Raw genomic sequence first — 21,443 nt, 5'->3', positions numbered from 1 at the left:
CCAGCAACATTGATGGGAAATCAGAGAAAAGGAAAAGCTGAGTCCTGGCGGTTCACAAGACGGGAGAGAAGCATCCTTTCTTACCCTGATCGTTAAGCGGCGCAAGTGTAACATTTCGTGAGCGGCGTCAGTAGATAAACCACGATTAACTACCTATAAAATGAGATCTATTGCGCAAAGTTCTGACTGCGCTTTGACGTCAGATTCGCTATAAAGGACAACTAAATTGTAAACGCGGTAAGGCCGCGCTTGCGAAAAAATGCCGTGATGCTAATGTGAGCGCTCTAAATCCAGAAAAGTCTGATTTCGGGTATCTCTTGCCGTCCTGGCAATGTGGTTTTTGATTTATCAAGGAACAAGCAGTATGCGCAAAATCGCATTATTTATTGCGATGCTTCTGTTGCCGTGCGTTTCATTTGCTGGGTTACTCAGCAATAGCGGCTCGACGACGCCGGTTAGCAAAGAATACAAGCAACAATTAATGGGTTCCCCGGTTTACATTGAGATCTTCAAAGAAGAGCGTACGCTCGATCTCTACGTCAAAATGGGCGAAACCTACCAGCTACTCGACAGCTACCGGATCTGTAACTATTCCGGCGGTCTGGGGCCGAAGCAGCGTCAGGGCGACTTCAAAAGTCCGGAAGGGTTTTATAGCGTGACGCGCAATCAGCTCAAGCCTGACAGCCGTTTCTATAAAGCCATTAATATCGGCTTCCCGAACGCCTACGATCGCGCCCATGGTTATGAAGGTAAATACCTGATGATTCACGGTGCCTGCGTATCCATCGGCTGCTACGCGATGACCGATACCGGCATTGATGAGATTTTCCAGTTTGTGACCGGCGCGCTCGTGTTCGGCCAGTCCAGCGTGCAGGTCAGCATTTATCCTTTCCGCATGACCAATGCCAATATGGAACGCCACAAATACTCCTACTATGCGGATTTCTGGAAACAGCTGAAGCCAGGCTACGACTATTTCCAGCAAACCCATAAGCCGCCGGTTATCTCAGTGGCCGATGGCCGCTATATCGTCAGCAAGCCGCTCAGTCATGAAGTTATCCAGCCGCAGCTGGCTTCAAACTACACGGTCCCCGAGGCAAAATAACGCCCACTCGCCTGGCATGATTTTATGCCAGGTCTCGTTGCCGGTCAGCGGCTGAGTGGCGATAACGGTGACCACATCGTTAGGTGTGGTCTCCCGTTGAAAATCGATTTCTACGTCCTGATCCAGTAACGTTGCCACGCCAAACGGCGCCCGCCGCGTTATCCAGTGCAGATTCGTCGAGCAAAACGCCATCACGTAACGCCCGTCCGACAACAGCATATTAAAGACGCCTTTTTCCCGTAGCGAGCCCGCGAGGGTGGCGATAAAGCTGAACACTTCAACCATATCGTCCGGCGTCCCCGAATAGCGCTCGGTCAGGCAGTGCAGCAGCCAGCAGAAGGCTTTTTCGCTGTCGGTCTCGCCGATCGGCTGGAGATTTCCGGTATCCAGGGACTCATAGCCCTCTAACTGGCCGTTATGAGCATAGGTCCAGTTGCGTCCCCACAGCTCGCGGGTAAAGGGATGGGTGTTTTCCAGCGCAACGATACCGCGGTTAGCCTGGCGAATATGGGCGATGACCGAGCACGATTTGATGGGATAGTCCTGTACCAGTTTCGCAATCGGCGACTGGAAGCTGGGCTGCGGATCTTTAAATGTGCGACAGCCTTTACCTTCATAAAAGGTAATACCCCAGCCATCTTTATGCGGGCCGGTGCCTCCACCGCGCTGAACCAGCCCGGTAAAGCTAAAACAAATATCTGTTGGCACATTCGCGCTCATCCCGAGCAATTCGCACATACATCACCTCTTCGCACTTTCAGGCAGTGCCGGGTGGCGCGCAGCTTACCCGGCCGACAACTCAGCCCGCAGGTCGGGCAAACACAGTGCCGCCCGACACCATGTCATCAGGCCTTAACCATCTCTTTTTCGATCAGCATAATCAGAATATGAATCACTTTAATGTGAATTTCCTGAATACGATCGGCATAACCAAAATGCGGCACGCGAATTTCAACATCGGCGGAACCGGCCATTTTACCGCCATCTTTGCCGGTCAGCGTGATGACCTTCATCCCCTGCGCGCGGGCAGCCTCAATCGCCTTAATCACGTTGCCGGAGTTGCCGGAGGTGGAGATACCCAGCAGCACATCGCCAGCGCGACCCACGGACTCGACGTAGCGGGAGAAGACGTACTCATAGCCAAAATCGTTACTGACGCAGGACAGGTGGCTGACGTCTGAAATCGCAATCGCCGGATAGCCGGGGCGATTCTCACGATAGCGCCCGGTCAGTTCTTCTGCAAAATGCATCGCATCGCAGTGGGAACCGCCGTTACCGCAGGAGAGGACTTTACCACCGGCCTTAAAGCTATCAGCCAGCAGCACCGCGGCACGCTGAATCGCGTGAATATTGGCTTCGTCCTGCAGAAAGTTAGCCAGCGTTTCCGCCGCTTCGTTCAGTTCGTTACGAATAAGATCCTGGTACATGAGGATAATCCTTCAGTATGGTTGGAATAACCCTGGCAGTGTACCGGATAGGCGCCGAAGCGAGAAGAAGCAGCCGACGTTATCCGCCGTGGTTTTGATTTTACGTGCCGCATTTACGTACAACAATGTGAGCAAGGTTGTAATTATTTTGTAAACACATTGCTAAAGCCAATAACATCCACTACAACCATATCATCACAAGTGGTCAGACCTCCTACAAGACAGGGAGCATTTCTCTATGATGATTTTGAGTATTGTTGCAACCGTTGTTTTACTCGGTGCGCTCTTCTATCACCGAATTAATCTCCTGCTGAGCAGCGTGATTTTGCTCGCCTGGACCGCGGCGCTCAGCGTTGCCGGGCTGTGGAATATCTGGCTGCTGCTGCCGCTGGCGATTATTCTGCTGCCGTTCAACTTTGCGCCGATGCGCAAGTCAATTTTCTCGGCACCGGCATTCCGCGCATTCCGTAAGGTGATGCCGCCGATGTCGCGTACCGAAAAAGAGGCCATCGATGCGGGCACGACCTGGTGGGAAGGCGACCTGTTTCGCGGGACGCCAGACTGGCAGAAACTGCACAACTATCCGCAGCCGCGCCTGACCGCCGAAGAACAGGCGTTCATCGACGGGCCGGTAGAAGAAGCCTGTCGCATGGCGAACGATTTTGAAATCACCCATGAAATGGCCGATCTGCCGCCGGCGCTGTGGGCCTACCTGAAAGAGCATCGTTTCTTTGCGATGATCATTAAGAAAGAGTACGGCGGCCTGGAGTTCTCCGCTTACGCTCAGTCACGGGTGCTGCAAAAGCTCTCCGGCGTTTCCGGTATCCTGGCGATTACCGTCGGCGTGCCGAACTCCTTAGGCCCGGGCGAACTGCTGCAACATTACGGTACTGAAGAGCAGAAAAAACACTATCTGCCGCGCCTGGCGCGTGGTCAGGAAATTCCGTGCTTTGCGCTGACCAGTCCGGAAGCGGGCTCTGACGCCGGCGCCATCCCGGACAGCGGCGTCGTCTGCATGGGCGAATGGCAAGGCGAGCAGGTACTGGGCATGCGCCTGACCTGGAATAAGCGTTATATCACCCTCGCCCCTATCGCGACCGTATTGGGCCTGGCTTTTAAACTCTCCGATCCCGACCGTCTGCTGGGCGGCGAAGAAGATCTGGGCATCACCTGTGCGCTGATCCCGACCAGCACCCCGGGCGTCGAAATTGGCCGTCGCCACTTCCCGCTGAACGTGCCGTTCCAGAATGGTCCGACCCAGGGGAAAGATATTTTCGTGCCGATCGATTACATCATCGGCGGCCCGTCGATGGCCGGCCAGGGCTGGCGGATGCTGGTGGAATGCCTGTCCGTAGGACGCGGCATCACCCTGCCGTCTAATGCCACCGGCGGACTGAAATCCGTGGCGATGGCGACCGGCGCCTATGCCCATATTCGTCGCCAGTTCAAAATCTCCATCGGTAAAATGGAAGGCATCGAAGAGCCTCTGGCGCGTATTGCCGGTAACGCATACGTGATGGATGCCGCCGCTTCGCTGATTACCTACGGCATCATGCTGGGAGAGAAACCGGCGGTGCTGTCGGCTATCGTCAAGTACCACTGCACCCATCGCGGCCAGCGCTCAATCATTGACGCCATGGATATCACCGGCGGGAAAGGCATCATGCTGGGCGAAGGTAACTTCCTCGCCCGCGCCTATCAAGGGGCACCAATCGCTATCACCGTCGAAGGGGCCAATATCCTGACCCGCAGCATGATGATCTTTGGTCAAGGGGCGATTCGCTGCCATCCGTACGTACTGGATGAAATGGCCGCCGCGCAAAGCAACGATGTTAACGCTTTCGACAAACTGCTGTTTAAACACATTGGTCACGTCGGCAGTAACAAAGTCCGCAGCTTCTGGCTGGGCCTGACCCGCGGGCTGACAAGCAGCACGCCGACCCGTGATGGCACTCGTCGCTACTACCAGCACATGAACCGTCTGAGCGCGAACCTGGCGCTGCTGTCCGACGTCTCCATGGCGGTGCTGGGCGGCAGCCTGAAGCGTCGCGAGCGCATCTCCGCGCGTCTCGGCGATGTCCTGAGCCAGCTCTATCTCGCCTCTGCGGTGCTGAAACGCTATGACGATGAAGGGCGCAATGAAGCCGACCTCCCGCTGGTCCATTGGGGCGTCCAGGATGCGCTGTATCAGGCAGAACAGGCGATTGACGATCTGCTGAAGAACTTCCCGAACCGTTTTGTCGCGGGCGCCCTGCGCATTGCTATCTTCCCGACCGGCCGTCACTACAACGCGCCGTCCGATAAGCTGGATCATAAGGTGGCAAAAATCCTGCAGGTCCCGAGCGCGACGCGTTCACGTATCGGTCGCGGCCAGTATCTGACCCCGAGTGAACATAACCCGGTCGGTCTGCTGGAAGAGGCCCTGCTCGATGTCATGGCCGCCGATCCGATTCATCAGCGTATCTGCAAAGAGCTGGGTAAAAACCTGCCGTTTACCCGTCTGGATGAACTGGCCCGCAACGCGCTGGCAAAAGGTTTAATCAATCAGGATGAAGCCGATATTCTGACCCGTGCGGAAACCAGCCGTCTGCGCAGCATTAACGTTGACGATTTCGCAGCCGATGAGCTGGCGACCAAACCGGTAAAGCTCCCGGAGAAAGTCCGCAAGGTTGAAGCCGCATAAAACAATAACAGTTACCACATCACGACCAGGGCGGGGAATTTCCCCGCCTTTCTTTTTTACCCGGCGACCGACATTCAGCTGTCTGCGTTATCATTTTTTTAACAACATATTCCGCTGAGCAGCGAGAGACTGATATGGTGTTAAAATTACCCTGATGCTCTCATGATGATGGAGTTCAACACTGTGCCTGGTTTGAAAATTACGTTGTTGCAACAACCCCTGGTGTGGATGGATGGTCCCGCCAACCTGCGTCACTTCGATCGTCAACTGGAAGGCATTACCGGACGTGACGTCATAGTCTTGCCGGAAATGTTCACGACCGGATTCGCTATGGAGGCCGCAAAGCAGTCGATGTCAGCCGAAAACGTCATTGACTGGATGCAGAGTAAAGCGGTGCAAACAAATGCCCTGATTGCCGGCAGCGCGGCGCTGCAAACCGATCGCGGGCCGGTTAACCGCTTCTTGCTGGTCGAGCCCGATGGCACAACCCACTTCTATGACAAGCGCCATCTGTTCCGCATGGCCGAAGAACATCATCATTATGAGGCGGGTAACGAACGGGTTGTTTTTGAGTGGCGCGGCTGGCGAATTCTGCCGCTGGTGTGTTATGACCTGCGCTTCCCGGTGTGGTCACGTAACCATAACGACTACGATTTAGCGCTCTATGTGGCCAACTGGCCTGCCCCACGCTCACTTCACTGGCAGTCCCTGCTGGTGGCTCGCGCCATCGAGAATCTGGCCTATGTTGCCGGCTGTAACCGCGTCGGCACCGATGGCAACGGCCATCATTACCGCGGCGATAGCCGCATTATCAGCCCGCAGGGAGAAATTCTGGCAACGGCAGAACCCCATCAGGCAACGCGTCTGGATGCAGAGCTGTCGATGACGGCGCTCAAAGAGTATCGTGAGAAGTTTCCGGCCTGGCAGGATGCCGATCCGTTCACCCTGAACTGATCGTCTTCTCTCCCCTCGTTAACCGAGGGGACCCCGTTTTATACCTCGCCGCCGCCTCTTTTTCCCCCACCAGCCCGCAGAATAAGCGGGAGAAATAATATTTTTCCGGCGGGATTATTTCTGTTCTACACTCATTAAGTGGATAAAATTCAACAAGAACGAGCTTCATTTTCAAATAACTTTCAGCTTTTTTAAAACGATTCCATCTCGGTCCTGGTCCGGTTTTATTACCCGACCGGTACGGTTGTGCGCGCATTCTCAGCGAGAACAAACCATCATGGAAAATAATAATCTGCTTGTTGTTGAAAAAAGACTGGTTGCCCGTTTTCTGGATATGTTCATTCGCTTTGGACTTATCCTGGCATTAGCCTCTTTCTGCTATACCGTGTTTTCTCCGTTTCTTAATATGATGCTGTGGGCCGTTATCCTGGCCGTCACCCTCTACCCTCTTCATCAGTATTTTGCGACCAGGCTGGGAGGAAAACAGGGCTGGTCCTCAACCCTGATAGTCCTGCTCGGCATTGTGCTGATCGTGGTCCCCACGGTGCTGATGATTAGCTCTCTCGGCGAAAGCGTCAGCGTGATGATTGATAAGCTCAGCGGTCGTGCTTTCGTCATTCCGCCGCCATCAGCACATATCGCCACCATTCCCATCGTCGGAGAAAAAATTAGCGTCCTGTGGTTAAAAGCGTCCAACGATTTGCCGGGGCTGATTAGCAACTATCGCACTCAGATAGGAGACATCGCGAAAGCTACCCTCGGCATTCTTGCCAGTATGGGCGGTGGATTGCTTGGTTTTATCCTCTCCTTCATCGTGGCGGGGATTATCATGACCTGGGGCGCCGCCGGGGCAGACAGCGCCCGGCGCATTGCCATCCGCCTGACGGATGAGAACAAAGGACAATCTTTGGTGAAACTGTGCACCAGCACGATCCGTGCGGTGGCGCAGGGCGTTATCGGCGTCGCACTTATTCAGGCGCTGCTGGTGGGCGTCATTATGATCGTGGCAGGTATTCCGGCCGTGGGGATCTTCTTTATTCTGGCGCTGATCCTCGGGATCGCGCAGATTCCGGTGATTCTGGTGACCGCACCGGCGATTGCGTTGATGTGGAGCCTCGGCGATCACGGAACGGCTATGAATATCGTCTATACGATCTTGCTGATTGTGGCCGGTATGGCTGACAACGTGCTCAAACCGCTAATGCTCGGGCGCGGTGTCGATGCGCCTATGCCTGTGGTACTGCTTGGTGCATTAGGCGGCATGGCGGCCAGCGGTATTCTCGGTATGTTTATCGGCGCGACCCTACTCTCTATCGGCTATCGTATCTTCATGTCGTGGGTCAACGATGGGCAGGTCGGCGATAGCCAGACTCCCGTCGTTCCGGACGACAAAGATGCTCAATGAGCGCCGTGCCTGGCGTCTCCTGTTCACCGCTGGCGCCGGCCTTGTTCTCACCGCATGCACGACGCTGGGGCCAGACTATCATCCGCCGAAAACGCCGGAGCTAAGCCACTGGCAACCGGCTACGCAGCGGATGGCTTCCCGGTCGACGCCTGCCGATTACGCGCGGTGGTGGACGCAGCTCAACGATCCGACCTTAACGGCGCTGATTAACGAAGCGCTGCGAAAAAATCCGGATGTCAAAATCGCCGGTTTGCGTCTGCTGGAATCCCGGGCGCAGCTGGGGATCGCCGAGAGTTTACTGGGACCGCAGGCGACGATCGGCAGCGGCGATCTGCTGCGCACCGGCCAGCAACGTTCGGGAAACTATAGCTCAGGGACCCGCTACAGCGCCGGGGTCAATCTGGGATGGGAGATCGATTTCTGGGGTAAGTTTCAGCGCGGCGTCGAATCCGCCGATGCCAGCTATTTCGCCACGCTAGCGCAGTACGATGATATTCAGGTGCTGATGGCAGCCGAGGTGGCGCAGTGGTACGTCAATATCCGCATGCTGGAAGCCCGCCTGCAAATTACCCGCGGCAATGCGAAGATTCAGCAACGTAGCCTGCAGATCACCGAGCGGTTATTCCTCAGCGGCAACAGCGCAGAGCTGGACGTTCAGCAGGCAAAAACCCAGTACCTCTCCACGCTTTCGACGATCCCCCAACTGGAAACCAGCCTCGCACAGAGCCAGAATGCCCTGAGCGCGCTGCTGGCACGCAAACCCGGCCCCCTGCCGGAAATGGCGAGCCAGACCGGCGATATCCCGTCAGGCGAACTCTCGTTAGTGTCTGAACTTCCGGCCAACCTTCTGCGCCGGCGGCCCGACGTCAGGGCTGCTGAACGACAGATGGCCGCACAGTCGGCGCTTATCGGCGTGACGGAGAGCGAGCTCTACCCGTCCATCTCACTGATCGGCAGCGTCGGAATAAGCGGCAGGAGCGAGAGTAATGGCACGCTCAGCTGGGCGGCGGGCCCGACGTTTAGCTGGAATCTGCTGGATCAGGGGCGGCTCGGGAATCAGGTTCTGGTTCAGGATTCCCGTTTTCTCCAGCTTCACGAACACTATCGCGATACCGTCTTTCAGGCCGCGCGTGAAGTCGACGATGCGGCCATCGCCTACGCCAATGATAAAGATGAAATTGTGTTGCTGACCCAAACGGGTAAAGCCGCCAGCCGCTCCCTCGAAATAGCCAACACACAGTATCGTGAGGGAATGGCTGACTTTCAGCGCGTCCTTGACTCACAGCGGGCGCTGTTCAACCAACAAGAACGGTTGGTCAGCAGCCGCGGTGCGGCGATGCGCGATCTGATCGCGCTTTATAAAGCGCTGGGCGGCGGCTGGGAAAGTGGCCGAACACGCCCGCTGGTCGATGCTGCGACGGAATCGCACCTACGCCAGCGTGATAACTGGCTGCCGCTGCTGAATACCCCGCTTCCTTCCGCCACATCCCCTTCAGAAGGACCTTCGCCATGAATGACTCCTCCCCTTCACCAGGACAAGCCAGCCGTCGTACGGCCATCGGCCTGGTGGTGCTGATTGTACTGCTGATCTGCTTGTATTTAGTCACGGACAGAGTGACGCCCTATACCTCGCAGGCCAGGGTACAGGCCTTCGTCATTCCGGTCGCAGCGGAAGTAACCGGGCAAATAAAGAAGGTATATGTTCGTGACAATCAGCGTGTCGCTATGGGCGAACCGCTGTTTGAGCTGGATCCGGAACCTTATGATATCGCCCTGGCGCGCGCACGTTCGGATTATGCCACGGTGCTCAGCGCCGTGAAGGCCAACGGTGAAAGCGTGGTGGCGGCAAAGGCTGGCCTGCAGGCCGCCGCCACCGCTTACCAGAATGCCGCGAAAGATGCCGAGCGCCAGGAGCGGCTCTATCGTGAAGATCCCGGTACTATTTCCGTCCGGCGTCTGGAGATTGCCCAGGCCACCCGGGAAACCGCCCGTAGTCAGATGGCCGCCGCCGCCGCCGACGTGCGTCGAGCCATCGAAGCCGCCGGTGCAGCCGGCGACAATAATTCTCAGCTGTTAAGCGCCCGGGCCGCGGTGCGCAAAGCCGAACTGGACCGCAGTAAAAGCACCGTGATTGCCGGCAGCCGCGGGCTGATTACCGATTTACGCACCGAAGCTGGCCAGTTTGTTGGCGCAGGCGCCCCGGTGATGACATTGATTGCCCTGAACGATGTCTGGATCAACGCAGACATGACCGAAAATAACCTCGGTCGTATCCGGCCGGGTAATAAGGTGGCAATTCTTCTCGACAGCATGCCGGGACACATTTTTAGCGGCCAGGTACTCAGCATCGGCTATGGTATCAACGCATCGCAACCCCCGCCGGCCGGCGGCCTCCCTACCGTGGATAACAATCGTGACTGGCTCCGTCAGGCCCAGCGCTTCCCGGTTAAAATCGCCTTTGCAAGAGATGATGCCCCGCCGCCCACCAGCCTGCGGGTTGGCGGGCAGGCGGATGTGCTGGTTTATACCAGCGGCAGTAGCCTGCTGAACGTTGCGGGCTACCTGTATATCCGAGTCATGAGCCTGTTCTCCTGGCTCTATTAGGAGACCTGCGCGATGCATAACGTGGACCGCGCCGTACTGAGAATAAGCTGTGGTAGCGGACTGGCTGCGCTGGTCTGCTACGCCAGCGCGCTGCCGATGCCGCACCTCGGATGCATCATGGCCTGGATTGTGCTGTGCCAGGGGAAACCTTTAGCGCTGAAAAAAGGTCTCGTGAGGGGTTCTCTCCTGATAGTCACCATGACGGCTGGCATTCTGATGGTGCCATTACTGACCTATTACGCCCTACCAGGCGTGCTGCTCACGGCGCTGTTGCTGTATCAGCTGATGTTAATGGGCCTTTACGGGAAGACCACGCTGTCGATGCTGCTGGTGGTGGCGATAGCGGTGATTCCCATTGCCGGGCTGATTGAGCAGGCGCTGGCGATAGGACTGGCGCAAATGCTGGGGATCGGTTTTATTACCGGTACGCTGGTCAACGGGCTGGCGGTGGCGTTATTCCCGCCATCGCCGGGCCAGGCGCCCCCGCCCAGGGAGTCGCCGGCGGTCAGCGCTCCCCATCTCAGAGCGCTACGGGCGGTGATCATTGTGCTCCCCGTCTGGCTTCTGGCGCTGAGCCACCCGACGTTCTACATCCCGGCGGTGATGAAAACCGTCACGCTGGCGCAGCAGGCGACGACGCTCACCACGAAAACGTCGGGGAAAGAACTGGTGCTATCGACGCTACTGGGCGCGCTGTTGGCGCTGGGGCTGTGGTTCGGTCTTAGCCTCTGGCCGTCGCTGCTAATGCTGGTTCTCTGGCTGAGTCTGGCCAGTCTGTGGGTGGCCCGGCGACTGGTTCGCCTGGTGGCGGGACGGTTTCCGCCCTCTTTCTGGAGCAATGTCTGGATAACCGCCCTCATTCTGTTCGGGCCGGCGATTCAGGACAGCGATTCCGCAAAAGATGTCTGGACAGCCGCCGCGATGCGCTGCACGTTATATCTCATCATCGCGCTCTATGGCTGGGCCTGCATCGCCCTTCTCGAGCGCTGGCGCCCCCTTGACTCATCCTCAACAGAACTTCACTCAGGAGATTAACATGTTGCTTCCGCTGATTACGGGCATGCCCGTTATCCTGTGTAATATGCTGCTGCAATCTCTGGTGTCCATCTGGTGCATTCGCTTTTATCTCAAGCGTTTCCACAGCAAAGAGGAGCTACTTGCCGGCGTACTGGCGCTGTTTGGCACCATCATCATCATTTTAATGGGTAATTTGCTGCAGATTTTGCTCTGGGGAGTGCTGTTTGTCTGGCTGGGCGAGTTTCCGACGCTGCTGGATGCGGTGTATCACTCCGGGGTTAACTTCGCGACATTGGGGTATAGCGATGTTGTGATGAGCGCCAGATGGAAGCTGCTCGGCCCGCTGGAGGCGGTCAACGGGGCGCTGATGATCGGTCTGTCCGGCGCCTGCATGCTGGCCGTTATGCAACATCATATTCGCAAGCAATTGAAATATATGAAATGAACTCGGTGAGTTTGTTTTTACGAGCGCCGAAACGACGAAAGCCTGAATCATTGCTGATTCAGGCTTTCTGAATAGTGGCGGAACGGACGGGACTCGAACCCGCGACCCCCTGCGTGACAGGCAGGTATTCTAACCGACTGAACTACCGCTCCACTTACTGTTCCCTTGGGAACGAGGCGAATATTACGGATTCCCCGTAACGCCGTCAACGCTTTTTCTTCAGTTTTGAATCGTTTGCTGTAAAAATCACCCGTCAGATGATTTTTACAGCATATCTCAGTGGCTCAGGCGCGCCACAGGCAGCTTCCGCCTTTCTTTTGCACCAGATCGAGTCGGGATTCATGGCTCACGATCTCGTCATCAGTCGCATAAACCACGCGTAACTTGCTGGCGGCGCGAACAACCCGCTGTATTCCCATTTCTCCGGCCTGCTGCTGCCCCTCACCTTCCATTGAAAATGCCATCGTCGTCTGACCACCGGTCATCATCAGATAGACATCGGCCAGAATCTGGGCATCAAGTAATGCCCCGTGCAGCGTACGCTTACTGTTGTCTATTTCATAACGTGAGCACAGCGCATCCAGGCTATTACGCTTACCGGGGAACATTTTCCGCGCCAGCGCGAGGCTATCGGTGACTTTGCAGAAAGTATTCGTTTTCGCAATGCCGCGATTCAGCTTGCTGAATTCATAATCCATAAAGCCGATATCAAACGAGGCATTATGGATGACCAGCTCCGCGCCGCGGATATAGTCTATAAACTCGTCGGCCACATCCGCAAACACCGGTTTATCCATCAGGAATTCATCGGCGATCCCGTGAACGCCGAACGCTTCCGGGTCCACCAGCCGGTCCGGTTTCAGATAAACATGGAAGTTGTTCCCGGTGAGGCGGCGGTTGATCACCTCTACCGCACCGATCTCAATGATCTTATGTCCTTCGTAGTGCGCACCGATCTGATTCATACCGGTGGTTTCAGTATCGAGAACAATCTGTCGTGTAATTGCAGTGCTCATATCAGTCATTTATGTCAGACTTGCCGTTTATCTATCGATTTCAATTACAGGAAGTCTACCAGAGATGCTTAAACAGGTAGAAATTTTCACCGATGGTTCATGCCTGGGAAATCCTGGGCCCGGTGGTTATGGGGCAATTTTACGCTATCGCGGAAAAGAAAAAATCTTTAGTCAGGGCTATCACCTCACCACCAACAACCGGATGGAGATGATGGCGGCAATCGTCGCTCTCGAAGCGCTGAAAGAGCAGTGCGAAGTGATCCTCAGCACCGACAGCCAGTACGTGCGTCAGGGGATCACCCAGTGGATCCATAACTGGAAAAAACGCGGCTGGAAAACCGCTGACAAAAAACCGGTTAAAAATGTCGATCTCTGGCAGCGCCTGGATGCCGCGCTCGGTCAGCATCAAATCAAATGGGAATGGGTCAAAGGCCACGCCGGTCACCCGGAAAATGAACGCTGTGATGAGCTGGCACGCGCTGCCGCCTCCAGCCCGACGCAGAGCGACACCGGCTACCAGCCAGAAAGCTAACTCTGCCCGTTGCGCCACTGCCGCGTGGCGCCAACCGTCTGACGCAGCTGCGTTTTTGCTTTTCCTGATTTCATCGGGTTTAGCGTCAGCGGAACCGTCCGTTTTCGGGCAACAATCAGCTGCAGGCAGCCCAGAGCCGGCAGGTGCGCGCTGAGGAGTTTGCCGCCATGCCTGGACCAGGGCAGTACCTGATAGCGGCCATAATGCAGCACCTCAAAATTCAATAACGCCAGCCAGTCCAGCTGGCGCGTCAACGTAAACATCCGGCTGTTGTAGGGGGTCGTCTTACGTAATACCGGCACCAGCTTACGCAGCCCCATCAGACTGACGGGGTTAAAGCCGGTCAAAATCATCCAGCCGTCATCAATCAATACCCGGTCGGCCTCACGTAGCAAACGATGCGGATCGCTGCACCACGGCAAAGTATGCGCCAGCAGGCAGGCATCAACCGATTTTTCCGCAAAAGGAAGATGCAGCGGATCGGCTTTCACCTGAATCGGGTTGCCCTGCAAAGATACATTCACCTGATGAGAGATAGCACAGGCTTCCGTATTGATTTCCGCGCTCAGATTGCCAATCTTAAGCAAATGAAAGCCATATAATTTAGCCAGCCACGGTTTCATCTGCCGTTCCAGCGATTCGCGATAGTATTCGCCCCAGGGCATACTGGACCAGTGCTCGGGCGCTGTGATTGTCTGAGGTATCCTTGCCGGCTTCATCGCAACCTTCCGCTACGCTTTGAGAGGTAATTAATGAATCTTATCAGCATTCCCGCATTTCAGGACAACTACATCTGGGTTCTTAGTGAGGAGAACGGCCGCTGTCTTATCGTCGATCCCGGCGAAGCGGCGCCGGTACTGGCCGCCATCGAGACCAATCACTGGCAACCCGAAGCCATTTTGCTGACCCACCACCACCACGATCATGTTGGCGGCGTAAAACAACTGCGTGAAAAGTTCCCGGGTCTTGTGGTTTACGGACCGGCAGAAACCCAGGATAAAGGCACCACTCACCTGGTGGCCGATGGCGATCGGGTGATGATTTTGGGTCACGAATTTTCTATTTTTTCCACGCCCGGTCACACTTTAGGACACATCTGTTTCTACAGCGAACCTTATCTTTTCTGTGGCGATACAATGTTTTCCGGCGGCTGCGGAAGACTTTTCGAAGGAACGGCGGATCAGATGTATCAATCATTTAGGAAAATAAACGCGCTTCCTGAGGATACTCTGATTTGTTGTGCACATGAGTATACTTTAGCAAATATGAAGTTTGCATTGAGTATCCTGCCTCATGACAGGGATATAAATGATTACTACCATAAAGTTAATGAGTTACGTGCAAAAAAACAAAAAACACTCCCCGTAACTCTGAAAAATGAGCGACGTATAAATATTTTTTTACGCACGGATGACAATGATTTAATTAAAGAAATATCCAAAGAAACAAATTTGCAACACTCTGCGCAGAGATTTGCCTGGTTAAGGTCAAAGAAAGATGACTTCTGATATTTAATTCTTGTCATTCGCCGCCTTCACCGTTATTCTTGCTCGTCTTTTAAGCAACTATTGACACACACATGAAGGCACGAGCGATTTTACTCGCCTCTGTCCTGCTGGTGGGGTGCCAGTCGTCGAAAAACGATGGCAACGTCCAACAGCACGCACAGAGCCTTTCTGCAGCTGGTCAAGGGGAAGCAGGTAAGTTCACAAGTCAAGCGCGCTGGTTAGATGATGGAACCTTCTACGCGCAAGACCAGGATCTGTGGACTTCCATAGGCGACGAGCTAAAGATGGGAATACCGGAAAATCCCCGGATTCGCGAACAAAAACAGAAGTATTTAAGTAATAAGAGCTATCTCCACGATGTAACTTTACGGGCAGAGCCGTATATGTACTGGATAGCCGGGCAAGTTAAGAAACGTAACATGCCAATGGAACTGGTATTACTACCCATAGTGGAGAGCGCTTTTGACCCGCACGCAACGTCTGGCGCCAATGCCGCAGGCATCTGGCAGATCATTCCGAGCACCGGGCGCAATTATGGTTTGAAACAGACCCGCAGCTACGATGCGCGTCGTGACGTCGTCGCCTCTACAACGGCGGCGCTGGATATGATGCAGCGTCTGAACAAGATGTTCGACGGCGACTGGTTGTTAACTGTCGCAGCGTACAACAGCGGCGAAGGTCGGGTGCTGAAGGCAATGAAAGCGAACCGTTCGCGTGGTAAACCCACCGATTTCTGGTCACTTCCATTACCGCGGGAAACCAAGGTGTATGTGCCTAAAATGCTGGCGTTGAGTGATATTCTCAAAAACAGCAAACGTTATGGCGTGAAGCTGCCGACGGCAGACGAAAGCCGTGCGCTGGCGCGTGTTCGCCTCGACAGTCCGGTTGAGATTAGCCAGCTCGCAGATATGGCAGGTATACCCGTCGGCAAGCTGAAAACCTTCAACGCCGGCGTCAAGGGATCAACCCTCGGTGCCAGCGGGCCAAAGTACGTTATGGTGCCACAAAAGCACGCCGCTCAGCTGCGTGAATCACTGGCCTCTGGCGACATTGCCGCCGTGCAACCTACGCTGCTGGCGGACAACACGCCGTTGACCAGCCGTAGCTACAAGGTGCGTTCGGGTGATACGGTTTCCGGGATTGCTTCGCGTCTTGGCGTATCGACGAAAGATCTGCAGCAGTGGAATAACCTGCGCGGGTCTGGGTTGAAAGTGGGCCAAAACCTGGTGATTGGCGCCGGTAGCAGCGCGCAGCGTCTTGCCAACAACAGCGATAGCATCACCTATCGCGTGCGTAAAGGCGATTCGTTGTCGAGCATCGCGAAACGTCACGGCGTGAATACACGTGATGTGATGCGCTGGAATAGCGGCACGGGTGATCTGAAGCCTGGCGACCAGCTGACGCTGTACGTGAAGAACAGCGACAGGCCAGATTCCTGATATATCGACTTAATAGAAAAGGCACCGGAATCCGGTGCCTTTTTGTTTTAACGCGTTTTTTGTTTTAAAGCGCTTTATGCGCTTCAAACATAATCGTATCGCTGGTAAATGAGCCGTCCTGCTGCAAAGCGAAATAGGCTTTGACCTCTGCGGATGCGCTCTCCTGATATAAACGGATGGCCTCCACCAGCGGCGCTGGCGTGCGCATCCGGGCGACCCAGGAGGCAAATTCCAGCGGCAAGCGATCGGTCAACAGCTGATTGACGGCCAGCCCGGCCTCATTCGCTAACGCCAGCCATTCTCCGCTCGAGTAGTTACGCACATGGGACGTATCACGCAGCGCTTCAACGGTTTGCAGCCAGATATCGCGCACGGGATGCCCGGGCGACATCACATCCATAATAATCATCACGCCGCCCGGCTTCAGGACGCGCTTAACCTCACGCAGCGCCTGGCCAACATCATGCCAGTGATGGGCAGAATAGCGGCTTATCACCACATCAAAGCTGGCATCGGCAAACGGCAGCGTTTCAGCATACCCCTGTTGGGTAGCAATATTGGTGAAACCTTTATCTTTTGCGGCTTCAGCAACCACCTCCAGCATCTGGCTCGATAAATCATAAGCCGTGACCTGCGCCACCTGCCCCGCTGCGGTAAAGCTGGCGTGCCCTGCCCCGCATCCCATATCCAGCAACGTTGCCTGTGGGAAATCGGCCAGCCGTTCGGCCAGGCGCTGCAGATCGCGCCCGGAAGCGTGCACGGCGCTGGTCAGGTAGGCGCTAGCCTGTGAGCCGAACTGCTTTTCGACATTGTCATGGTGAGAGCGTGTTGTCATTGTGTTGTCCTTCGGTTGTGTGAGTAATTAAGGGCAGCATCGTGCTGAGCGCAGACCTGCCCGATGGCAGGCCTGACATACCTTAATTAATCAGGCTTGCCGGGACTGAATTCGACTAGTAGCGGGTTGTGGTCAGAGGCGCGCGTCACCAGCACGGAAGCATCGTGTACGCTTAACCCACGATAGAAGACAAAATCAAGCGGGCGACCAAACGCGCGGCGGCGCTGATCGTCAGGGAAACGGACTTCACGCAGCGACATTTCTCGCGCAAAGTGATAGAGCGCATTCATTCGTGAGCGGCTCCAGGCATTGAAGTCACCGGCCATAATCACCGGTCCACTGTGATGGGCAATTTGATCGCCAATCGGCAGCAGCTGCTTGCTGTAGACATCGACGCCGAGGCTGAAATTTACTGCGTGAATATTCACAACCATCAGTAAACGCGTATCCGGCAGCGGATACACGGTCACTAACGCAGACTTTGCCAGCCGCAGAATCGGCTCACGCTCGCGCAGCGGGCAGCAGTACACCGGATGCGCCGAAGCCAGCGTCATGACACCAGAGGGGTGCTGCGGCAACACCAGAGCCGGAACCTGATCGGCGGCCAGGTAGTTCGTCGTCGCAAATCGCACCATTTCAGGGGTCGTTTGTGCTTCCTGTAACAGCACAAGATGGGCATCTTTACCGAAGTTCTTGAGAACGGACTTCCACTCAGCGCGCTGCTGCTTAAAGATATTCCACACCAGGACGCGGATCTTTTCATCTGTGCTTAATGGCACGCCGGCAGGAAATGCCTGGCCCACGCTTGCGAATGACCCCGGAGGCAAAATTCTCTCCGCGGGCTGTCCGGCAACGTAGCGCATAGCATAAGTGTTCTTTCGCAATTTGGGCATCAAACCTCGATAACAGGAAACCAGCCTGACTGCGGCTGGTTCTTCTGTTATAGGGACTTTCACGGGTACTTTCAATGCAATTCGCGAGAAACCTTTATCCTTCGACGTTCACCGTCTTTGCCGGTCGGTACTTATCCAGACGCCCACTGCGCACTACCAGCAGCAGCGCGGCGAAGACAATGATGGCCCCTATCCACGGCGTCTCGGCCAGACCATAGCGCTCCACCGTTTGCCCACCGATAACGGAACCTAACGCTATGCCAACGTTGAATGCGGCGATATTCAGGCCGGAGGCCACGTCAACCGCACCCGGCGTATACTGCTCGGCTTTTTGCACTACGTAAACCTGCAGCCCCGGCACGTTACCGAAGGCAAAAATCCCCATCACCAGCACCGTTGCCAGCGCAGCATACTGGATACTGGCGGTAAACTGGAACACCAGCAGCAGGACGACCAGGGCGGCAAAGATAAATTTCAGTGCCGCAACGGCCCCATGCTTGTCGGCCAGTTTTCCGCCCCAGACGTTGCCAATGGCCACCGAGATACCATAGCCCAACAGAATCCAGCTCACCGTTGATGGACTAAATCCGGCCAGCTCCTGCATCATGGGGGCCAGGAAAGTAAACGCGGTGAAGACCCCGCCATATCCCAATGCGGTGATGGCATAAATCATCAACAGGCGCGGATGGGTGAGGACTTTTATCTGATCGCGCAGGCTTGCGCTGGCGCGGCCTGGGATGTTGTTCGGTACCAAAATCAGACTGCTCACCAGTGCAATGACGCCGAGAATGGAGACGGCGAGAAAGGTTTCTCGCCAGCCAAAATGCTGACCGATAAAGGTCCCGATCGGCACACCGGTCACCAGGGCGACCGTTAAGCCACCAAACATAATGGCGATGGCCGAAGCGGCTTTCTCTTTCGGTACCAGGCTCGTCGCGATAGTTGAGCCAATTGAGAAAAACACACCGTGTGCCAGGCCCGTCAGCAGACGTGCAAAGACCAGCGTCGCATAGCCAGGAGCCTGCCAGGCCAGCAGGTTACCGGCGGTAAAGAGCACCATCAGCGCCAGAAGCAGCTGTTTACGCGGCATACGTCCGGTTAATGCGGTCAGCACCGGCGCCCCGATGGCGACCCCCAGTGCGTAGATAGAAACCAACAGGCCGGCAGAAGGCAACGAGATCGCCAATTGTTCCGCAATCGTGGGGACCAGCCCCACAATCACAAATTCCGTGGTACCAATAGCAAAGGCACCGATTGTTAAGGCAAGTAGCGCCAGTGGCATAATTTACTCCATATCATCAGGATTAAGATGACACGTAGTATGAAGCGGTGTTTAAATAACAAAAACTATCAAAGTCTCAATAGAATTTTGCTACAGGTGCAATAATGAGAGCCACTTCAGAAGAGATAGCCATCTTTATCGCCGTCGTTGAAAGCGGGAGCTTTAGCCGGGCGGCCGAACAGCTGGGGCAGGCTAACTCCGCCGTCAGTCGGGCGGTAAAGAAGCTGGAATCAAAACTTGGCGTCAGCCTACTGAACCGCACAACCCGTCAGCTCAACCTGACTGAAGAGGGAGAGCGCTATTTTCGTCGCATGCAGATTGTTCTGCAGGAGATGGCGGCGGCGGAGAATGAGCTTCTGGAGACCCGGACGACGCCGAGGGGATTGCTACGCGTTGATGCCGCTACGCCGGTGATGTTGCATTTCCTGATGCCGCTGGTGAAACCTTTCCGCGAGCGTTATCCGGAAATGACCCTGTCGCTGGTGTCATCAGAAACCTTTATCAATCTGATTGAGCGTAAGGTCGACGTCGCGATCCGCGCCGGCACGTTAACAGATTCCAGCCTTCGCGCCCGGCCGCTTTTTAACAGCTACCGCAAAATTATCGCCTCCCCGGACTATCTGGCTCGCCACGGTACGCCGAAAAATGTCGCTGACCTGAAAGATCACCTGTGCCTGGGCTTTACCGAGCCGGTCTCGTTGAATACCTGGCCTGTCTCCTGCTGCGATGGCCAACTGCTGGAAGTGAATTGTGAGATCTCGTCGAACAGCGGGGAAACCCTTAAGCAGCTATGTCTGGCGGGGAATGGTATTGCCTGTCTGTCCGATTATATGGTCAACCAGGAAATTGTGCGCGGGGAGTTTGTTGAACTGCTGGCCGAGAAACGCCTGCCGGTTGAAATGCCGTTCAGCGCGGTTTACTACAGTGACAGAGCCGTTAGCACGCGCATCCGGGCATTTATCGACTTTCTTAGCGAGCACGTAAAACAGCTCCCGCAGGAGCTGTGATACGCGCGTTCCCGACCGCTCTTTTCGCGCACTCGGCCAGGCACTGTACTGATTCAGACGATCAATCCCACTCAGGCGCCAGGCCTTCCGGGCTCACCAGACGATCGTTGCAATCCAGCGCGGCGATCGCTTTGCGATCCTCCTCATCCAGCTGAAGATCCTGAGCTTTCAGGTTGCTCGCCAGGTTTTCACGCTTCGTTGAAGATGGGATCACCGCGTAGCCTTCTCCCAAAGCCCAGGCCAGAATCACCTGTGCCGGCGTCGCATTGTGTTTCGCCGCAATGCCCGCAATCACTTCATCTTGCAGCGCCTTACCATAAGCCAGCGTCATGTAAGAGGTGATATGGATACCGTGTTCCGCAGCCCACTCCACCACTTTACGGTTTTGCAGGTACGGAGAGAGCTCAATCTGATTGGTCGCGATATTTTCTGCACCGACGGCGGCAATCGCACGTTCCATTAGCGGGATGGTGAAGTTAGAGATACCAATCTGGCGGGTCAGCCCCTGCTTTTTCGCTTCCAGCAGCGCCGGCATAAATGCTTCGACGGCAACGGTATCGTTCGGCGACGGCCAGTGGATCAGCGTCAGATCGACATAATCTGTACGCAGCTTCTGCAGGCTCTCTTCAAGACTGGCGATAAGCTTTTCCGGGCTCAGGTTTTCAATCCATATTTTGGTGGTGATAAACAGCTCATCACGCGCCACGCCGCTTTCGGCGATAGCCTGGCCAACGGCCGCTTCATTATCATAGATCTGGGCGGTATCTATCGTACGGTAGCCCAGTTCCAGCGCCGTTTTCACTGATGCGATGACAACGTCATCTTTCAGGCGGAAGGTTCCAAGACCAAATGCAGGGATTGCCATAAAATTCCTCTTTTTTACTTAGTGTTAACTCATTGAGAATGATTATGACTGAGGCGATAGAGGGGAAAAAGATCGATAAATGCAGAGGATTTTTGCTGAAACAGCAACAATAGTACGACGGAAAAAGAAAAAGCCCTGAGCAAATGCTCAGGGCTTTTAATAAGTGGCGGAACGGACGGGACTCGAACCCGCGACCCCCTGCGTGACAGGCAGGTATTCTAACCGACTGAACTACCGCTCCACCGAATTTTTCTACAACTACTGATTTTTACATCAGTTTACTGCGTAATTTGATGCCTGGCAGTTTATGAATCACTCTGTGATTCACCCTTCGGGCCGTTGCTTCGCAACGTTCAAAAGCGTTCGCTTTTGTCCTACTCTCTTTCGAGTAGTGAACTGCCTCAAAGGTCAGTGCCATACTTCTAA

The 21,443-nt window shown here is 55.2% G+C and carries 20 protein-coding genes and 2 tRNA genes; 12 read left to right on the top strand and 10 right to left on the bottom strand.

All coding sequences use genetic code 11. The features are described 5' to 3' along the window. The first annotated feature begins 364 nt into the window (after nt 1-364). The gene (gene dpaA, locus ROR01S_RS23770; RefSeq protein ID WP_015585090.1) at nt 365-1,105 is read left to right on the top strand and encodes a peptidoglycan meso-diaminopimelic acid protein amidase; all 741 of its coding nucleotides are present in this window, start codon (nt 365-367) and stop codon (nt 1,103-1,105) included. Here dpaA and ROR01S_RS23765 read toward each other — a convergent pair. Further along, nucleotides 1,076-1,843 (bottom strand): class II glutamine amidotransferase, encoded by a 768-nt coding sequence (locus ROR01S_RS23765; protein ID WP_004858226.1) that lies wholly within the window; start codon nt 1,841-1,843, stop codon nt 1,076-1,078. The two genes, dpaA and ROR01S_RS23765, sit on opposite strands and share 30 nt — an antisense overlap. A 107-nt stretch (nt 1,844-1,950) precedes the next feature. After that, a complete protein-coding gene (gene lpcA, locus ROR01S_RS23760; RefSeq protein ID WP_004099149.1) occupies nt 1,951-2,532 on the bottom strand; it encodes a D-sedoheptulose 7-phosphate isomerase in 582 nt (193 codons plus the stop codon). A 238-nt stretch (nt 2,533-2,770) separates the two neighbouring features. Between lpcA and fadE the strand changes: the two genes are divergently transcribed. From fadE to ROR01S_RS23725, 7 genes are all read left to right on the top strand, one after another. After that, entirely contained in the window at nt 2,771-5,215 is a 2,445-nt protein-coding gene (fadE, locus tag ROR01S_RS23755) for an acyl-CoA dehydrogenase FadE (RefSeq protein WP_064359934.1), read from the top strand. 183 nt (nt 5,216-5,398) lie between these two features. Then, the gene (locus tag ROR01S_RS23750) at nt 5,399-6,169 is read left to right on the top strand and encodes an amidohydrolase (protein WP_015585091.1); all 771 of its coding nucleotides are present in this window, start codon (nt 5,399-5,401) and stop codon (nt 6,167-6,169) included. A 277-nt stretch (nt 6,170-6,446) separates the two neighbouring features. Further along, nucleotides 6,447-7,574 (top strand): AI-2E family transporter, encoded by a 1,128-nt coding sequence (locus ROR01S_RS23745; RefSeq protein WP_015585092.1) that lies wholly within the window; start codon nt 6,447-6,449, stop codon nt 7,572-7,574. Continuing rightward, nucleotides 7,564-9,087 (top strand): efflux transporter outer membrane subunit, encoded by a 1,524-nt coding sequence (locus tag ROR01S_RS23740; protein ID WP_064359933.1) that lies wholly within the window; start codon nt 7,564-7,566, stop codon nt 9,085-9,087. The genes ROR01S_RS23745 and ROR01S_RS23740 overlap by 11 nt, the downstream gene beginning before the upstream one ends. Next, a complete protein-coding gene (locus tag ROR01S_RS23735) occupies nt 9,084-10,178 on the top strand; it encodes an HlyD family secretion protein (RefSeq protein ID WP_064359932.1) in 1,095 nt (364 codons plus the stop codon). The genes ROR01S_RS23740 and ROR01S_RS23735 overlap by 4 nt, the downstream gene beginning before the upstream one ends. Before the next feature lie 12 nt (nt 10,179-10,190). Next, nucleotides 10,191-11,213 (top strand): DUF2955 domain-containing protein, encoded by a 1,023-nt coding sequence (locus tag ROR01S_RS23730; protein WP_064359931.1) that lies wholly within the window; start codon nt 10,191-10,193, stop codon nt 11,211-11,213. A 1-nt stretch (nt 11,214) separates the two neighbouring features. Further along, a complete protein-coding gene (locus tag ROR01S_RS23725; RefSeq protein ID WP_064359930.1) occupies nt 11,215-11,640 on the top strand; it encodes an ion channel in 426 nt (141 codons plus the stop codon). Between the two features lie 75 nt (nt 11,641-11,715). Here the strand turns inward: ROR01S_RS23725 and ROR01S_RS23720 are convergent. Together ROR01S_RS23720 and dnaQ are read right to left on the bottom strand one after the other, a co-directional pair. Next, a tRNA-Asp gene (locus ROR01S_RS23720) sits at nt 11,716-11,792 on the bottom strand. Nucleotides 11,793-11,924: 132 nt separating this feature from the next. After that, nucleotides 11,925-12,656: a DNA polymerase III subunit epsilon gene (gene dnaQ / locus ROR01S_RS23715; RefSeq protein ID WP_015585096.1), complete on the bottom strand. Its 732-nt coding sequence runs from the start codon at nt 12,654-12,656 to the stop codon at nt 11,925-11,927. Between the two features lie 64 nt (nt 12,657-12,720). Here dnaQ and rnhA point away from each other — a divergent pair, with 64 nt between their 5' ends. Further along, the gene (gene rnhA, locus ROR01S_RS23710) at nt 12,721-13,188 is read left to right on the top strand and encodes a ribonuclease HI (protein WP_004858198.1); all 468 of its coding nucleotides are present in this window, start codon (nt 12,721-12,723) and stop codon (nt 13,186-13,188) included. On the opposite strand, the gene ROR01S_RS23705 is transcribed toward rnhA, so the two are convergent. Next, a complete protein-coding gene (locus ROR01S_RS23705) occupies nt 13,185-13,907 on the bottom strand; it encodes a class I SAM-dependent methyltransferase (RefSeq protein ID WP_004858196.1) in 723 nt (240 codons plus the stop codon). The genes rnhA and ROR01S_RS23705 overlap by 4 nt on opposite strands. A gap of 33 nt (nt 13,908-13,940) precedes the next feature. On the opposite strand from ROR01S_RS23705, the gene gloB reads away from it, so the two are divergent. Both gloB and mltD read left to right on the top strand, forming a co-directional pair. Further along, nucleotides 13,941-14,696, top strand: a complete 756-nt coding sequence (gene gloB, locus ROR01S_RS23700; protein ID WP_044349653.1) for a hydroxyacylglutathione hydrolase — start codon at nt 13,941-13,943, stop codon at nt 14,694-14,696. 71 nt (nt 14,697-14,767) lie between these two features. Beyond that, a complete protein-coding gene (gene mltD / locus ROR01S_RS23695) occupies nt 14,768-16,135 on the top strand; it encodes a murein transglycosylase D (protein WP_004858192.1) in 1,368 nt (455 codons plus the stop codon). A gap of 64 nt (nt 16,136-16,199) precedes the next feature. On the opposite strand, the gene ROR01S_RS23690 is transcribed toward mltD, so the two are convergent. The 3 genes from ROR01S_RS23690 to ROR01S_RS23680 form a co-directional block, all read right to left on the bottom strand. Continuing rightward, the gene (locus ROR01S_RS23690; RefSeq protein ID WP_004858189.1) at nt 16,200-16,970 is read right to left on the bottom strand and encodes a class I SAM-dependent methyltransferase; all 771 of its coding nucleotides are present in this window, start codon (nt 16,968-16,970) and stop codon (nt 16,200-16,202) included. A gap of 86 nt (nt 16,971-17,056) precedes the next feature. Then, nucleotides 17,057-17,854, bottom strand: coding sequence for an endonuclease/exonuclease/phosphatase family protein (locus tag ROR01S_RS23685; RefSeq protein WP_015585098.1), 798 nt, complete (start codon nt 17,852-17,854; stop codon nt 17,057-17,059). Between the two features lie 103 nt (nt 17,855-17,957). Next, the gene (locus ROR01S_RS23680) at nt 17,958-19,145 is read right to left on the bottom strand and encodes an MFS transporter (RefSeq protein ID WP_004858184.1); all 1,188 of its coding nucleotides are present in this window, start codon (nt 19,143-19,145) and stop codon (nt 17,958-17,960) included. Between the two features lie 104 nt (nt 19,146-19,249). On the opposite strand from ROR01S_RS23680, the gene yafC reads away from it, so the two are divergent. Then, nucleotides 19,250-20,152: a DNA-binding transcriptional regulator YafC gene (gene yafC / locus ROR01S_RS23675; RefSeq protein WP_004858181.1), complete on the top strand. Its 903-nt coding sequence runs from the start codon at nt 19,250-19,252 to the stop codon at nt 20,150-20,152. Nucleotides 20,153-20,213: 61 nt separating this feature from the next. Here yafC and dkgB read toward each other — a convergent pair whose 3' ends face one another. Next, a complete protein-coding gene (dkgB, locus tag ROR01S_RS23670) occupies nt 20,214-21,017 on the bottom strand; it encodes a 2,5-didehydrogluconate reductase DkgB (RefSeq protein ID WP_004858179.1) in 804 nt (267 codons plus the stop codon). A 164-nt stretch (nt 21,018-21,181) separates the two neighbouring features. Next, a tRNA-Asp gene (locus ROR01S_RS23665) sits at nt 21,182-21,258 on the bottom strand. Between the last annotated feature and the right edge of the window lie 185 nt (nt 21,259-21,443).

Origin of the sequence: Klebsiella ornithinolytica NBRC 105727 = ATCC 31898, from assembly GCF_001598295.1 — a bacterium.
Lineage (GTDB): Bacteria > Pseudomonadota > Gammaproteobacteria > Enterobacterales > Enterobacteriaceae > Klebsiella > Klebsiella ornithinolytica.
The sequence above is the reverse complement of the archived record's forward strand: the minus strand, read 5'-3'. Positions and strand labels throughout refer to the sequence as shown.

Coding starts and splice junctions, on each gene's coding strand:
- dpaA (WP_015585090.1), top strand. CDS start 365: ATGCGCAAAATCGCATTATTTATTGCGATGCTTCTGTTGCCGTGCGTT.
- ROR01S_RS23765 (WP_004858226.1), bottom strand. CDS start 1,843: ATGTGCGAATTGCTCGGGATGAGCGCGAATGTGCCAACAGATATTTGT.
- lpcA (WP_004099149.1), bottom strand. CDS start 2,532: ATGTACCAGGATCTTATTCGTAACGAACTGAACGAAGCGGCGGAAACG.
- fadE (WP_064359934.1), top strand. CDS start 2,771: ATGATGATTTTGAGTATTGTTGCAACCGTTGTTTTACTCGGTGCGCTC.
- ROR01S_RS23745 (WP_015585092.1), top strand. CDS start 6,447: ATGGAAAATAATAATCTGCTTGTTGTTGAAAAAAGACTGGTTGCCCGT.
- ROR01S_RS23740 (WP_064359933.1), top strand. CDS start 7,564: ATGCTCAATGAGCGCCGTGCCTGGCGTCTCCTGTTCACCGCTGGCGCC.
- ROR01S_RS23735 (WP_064359932.1), top strand. CDS start 9,084: ATGAATGACTCCTCCCCTTCACCAGGACAAGCCAGCCGTCGTACGGCC.
- ROR01S_RS23730 (WP_064359931.1), top strand. CDS start 10,191: ATGCATAACGTGGACCGCGCCGTACTGAGAATAAGCTGTGGTAGCGGA.
- ROR01S_RS23725 (WP_064359930.1), top strand. CDS start 11,215: ATGTTGCTTCCGCTGATTACGGGCATGCCCGTTATCCTGTGTAATATG.
- dnaQ (WP_015585096.1), bottom strand. CDS start 12,656: ATGAGCACTGCAATTACACGACAGATTGTTCTCGATACTGAAACCACC.
- rnhA (WP_004858198.1), top strand. CDS start 12,721: ATGCTTAAACAGGTAGAAATTTTCACCGATGGTTCATGCCTGGGAAAT.
- ROR01S_RS23705 (WP_004858196.1), bottom strand. CDS start 13,907: ATGAAGCCGGCAAGGATACCTCAGACAATCACAGCGCCCGAGCACTGG.
- gloB (WP_044349653.1), top strand. CDS start 13,941: ATGAATCTTATCAGCATTCCCGCATTTCAGGACAACTACATCTGGGTT.
- mltD (WP_004858192.1), top strand. CDS start 14,768: ATGAAGGCACGAGCGATTTTACTCGCCTCTGTCCTGCTGGTGGGGTGC.
- ROR01S_RS23690 (WP_004858189.1), bottom strand. CDS start 16,970: ATGACAACACGCTCTCACCATGACAATGTCGAAAAGCAGTTCGGCTCA.
- ROR01S_RS23680 (WP_004858184.1), bottom strand. CDS start 19,145: ATGCCACTGGCGCTACTTGCCTTAACAATCGGTGCCTTTGCTATTGGT.
- yafC (WP_004858181.1), top strand. CDS start 19,250: ATGAGAGCCACTTCAGAAGAGATAGCCATCTTTATCGCCGTCGTTGAA.
- dkgB (WP_004858179.1), bottom strand. CDS start 21,017: ATGGCAATCCCTGCATTTGGTCTTGGAACCTTCCGCCTGAAAGATGAC.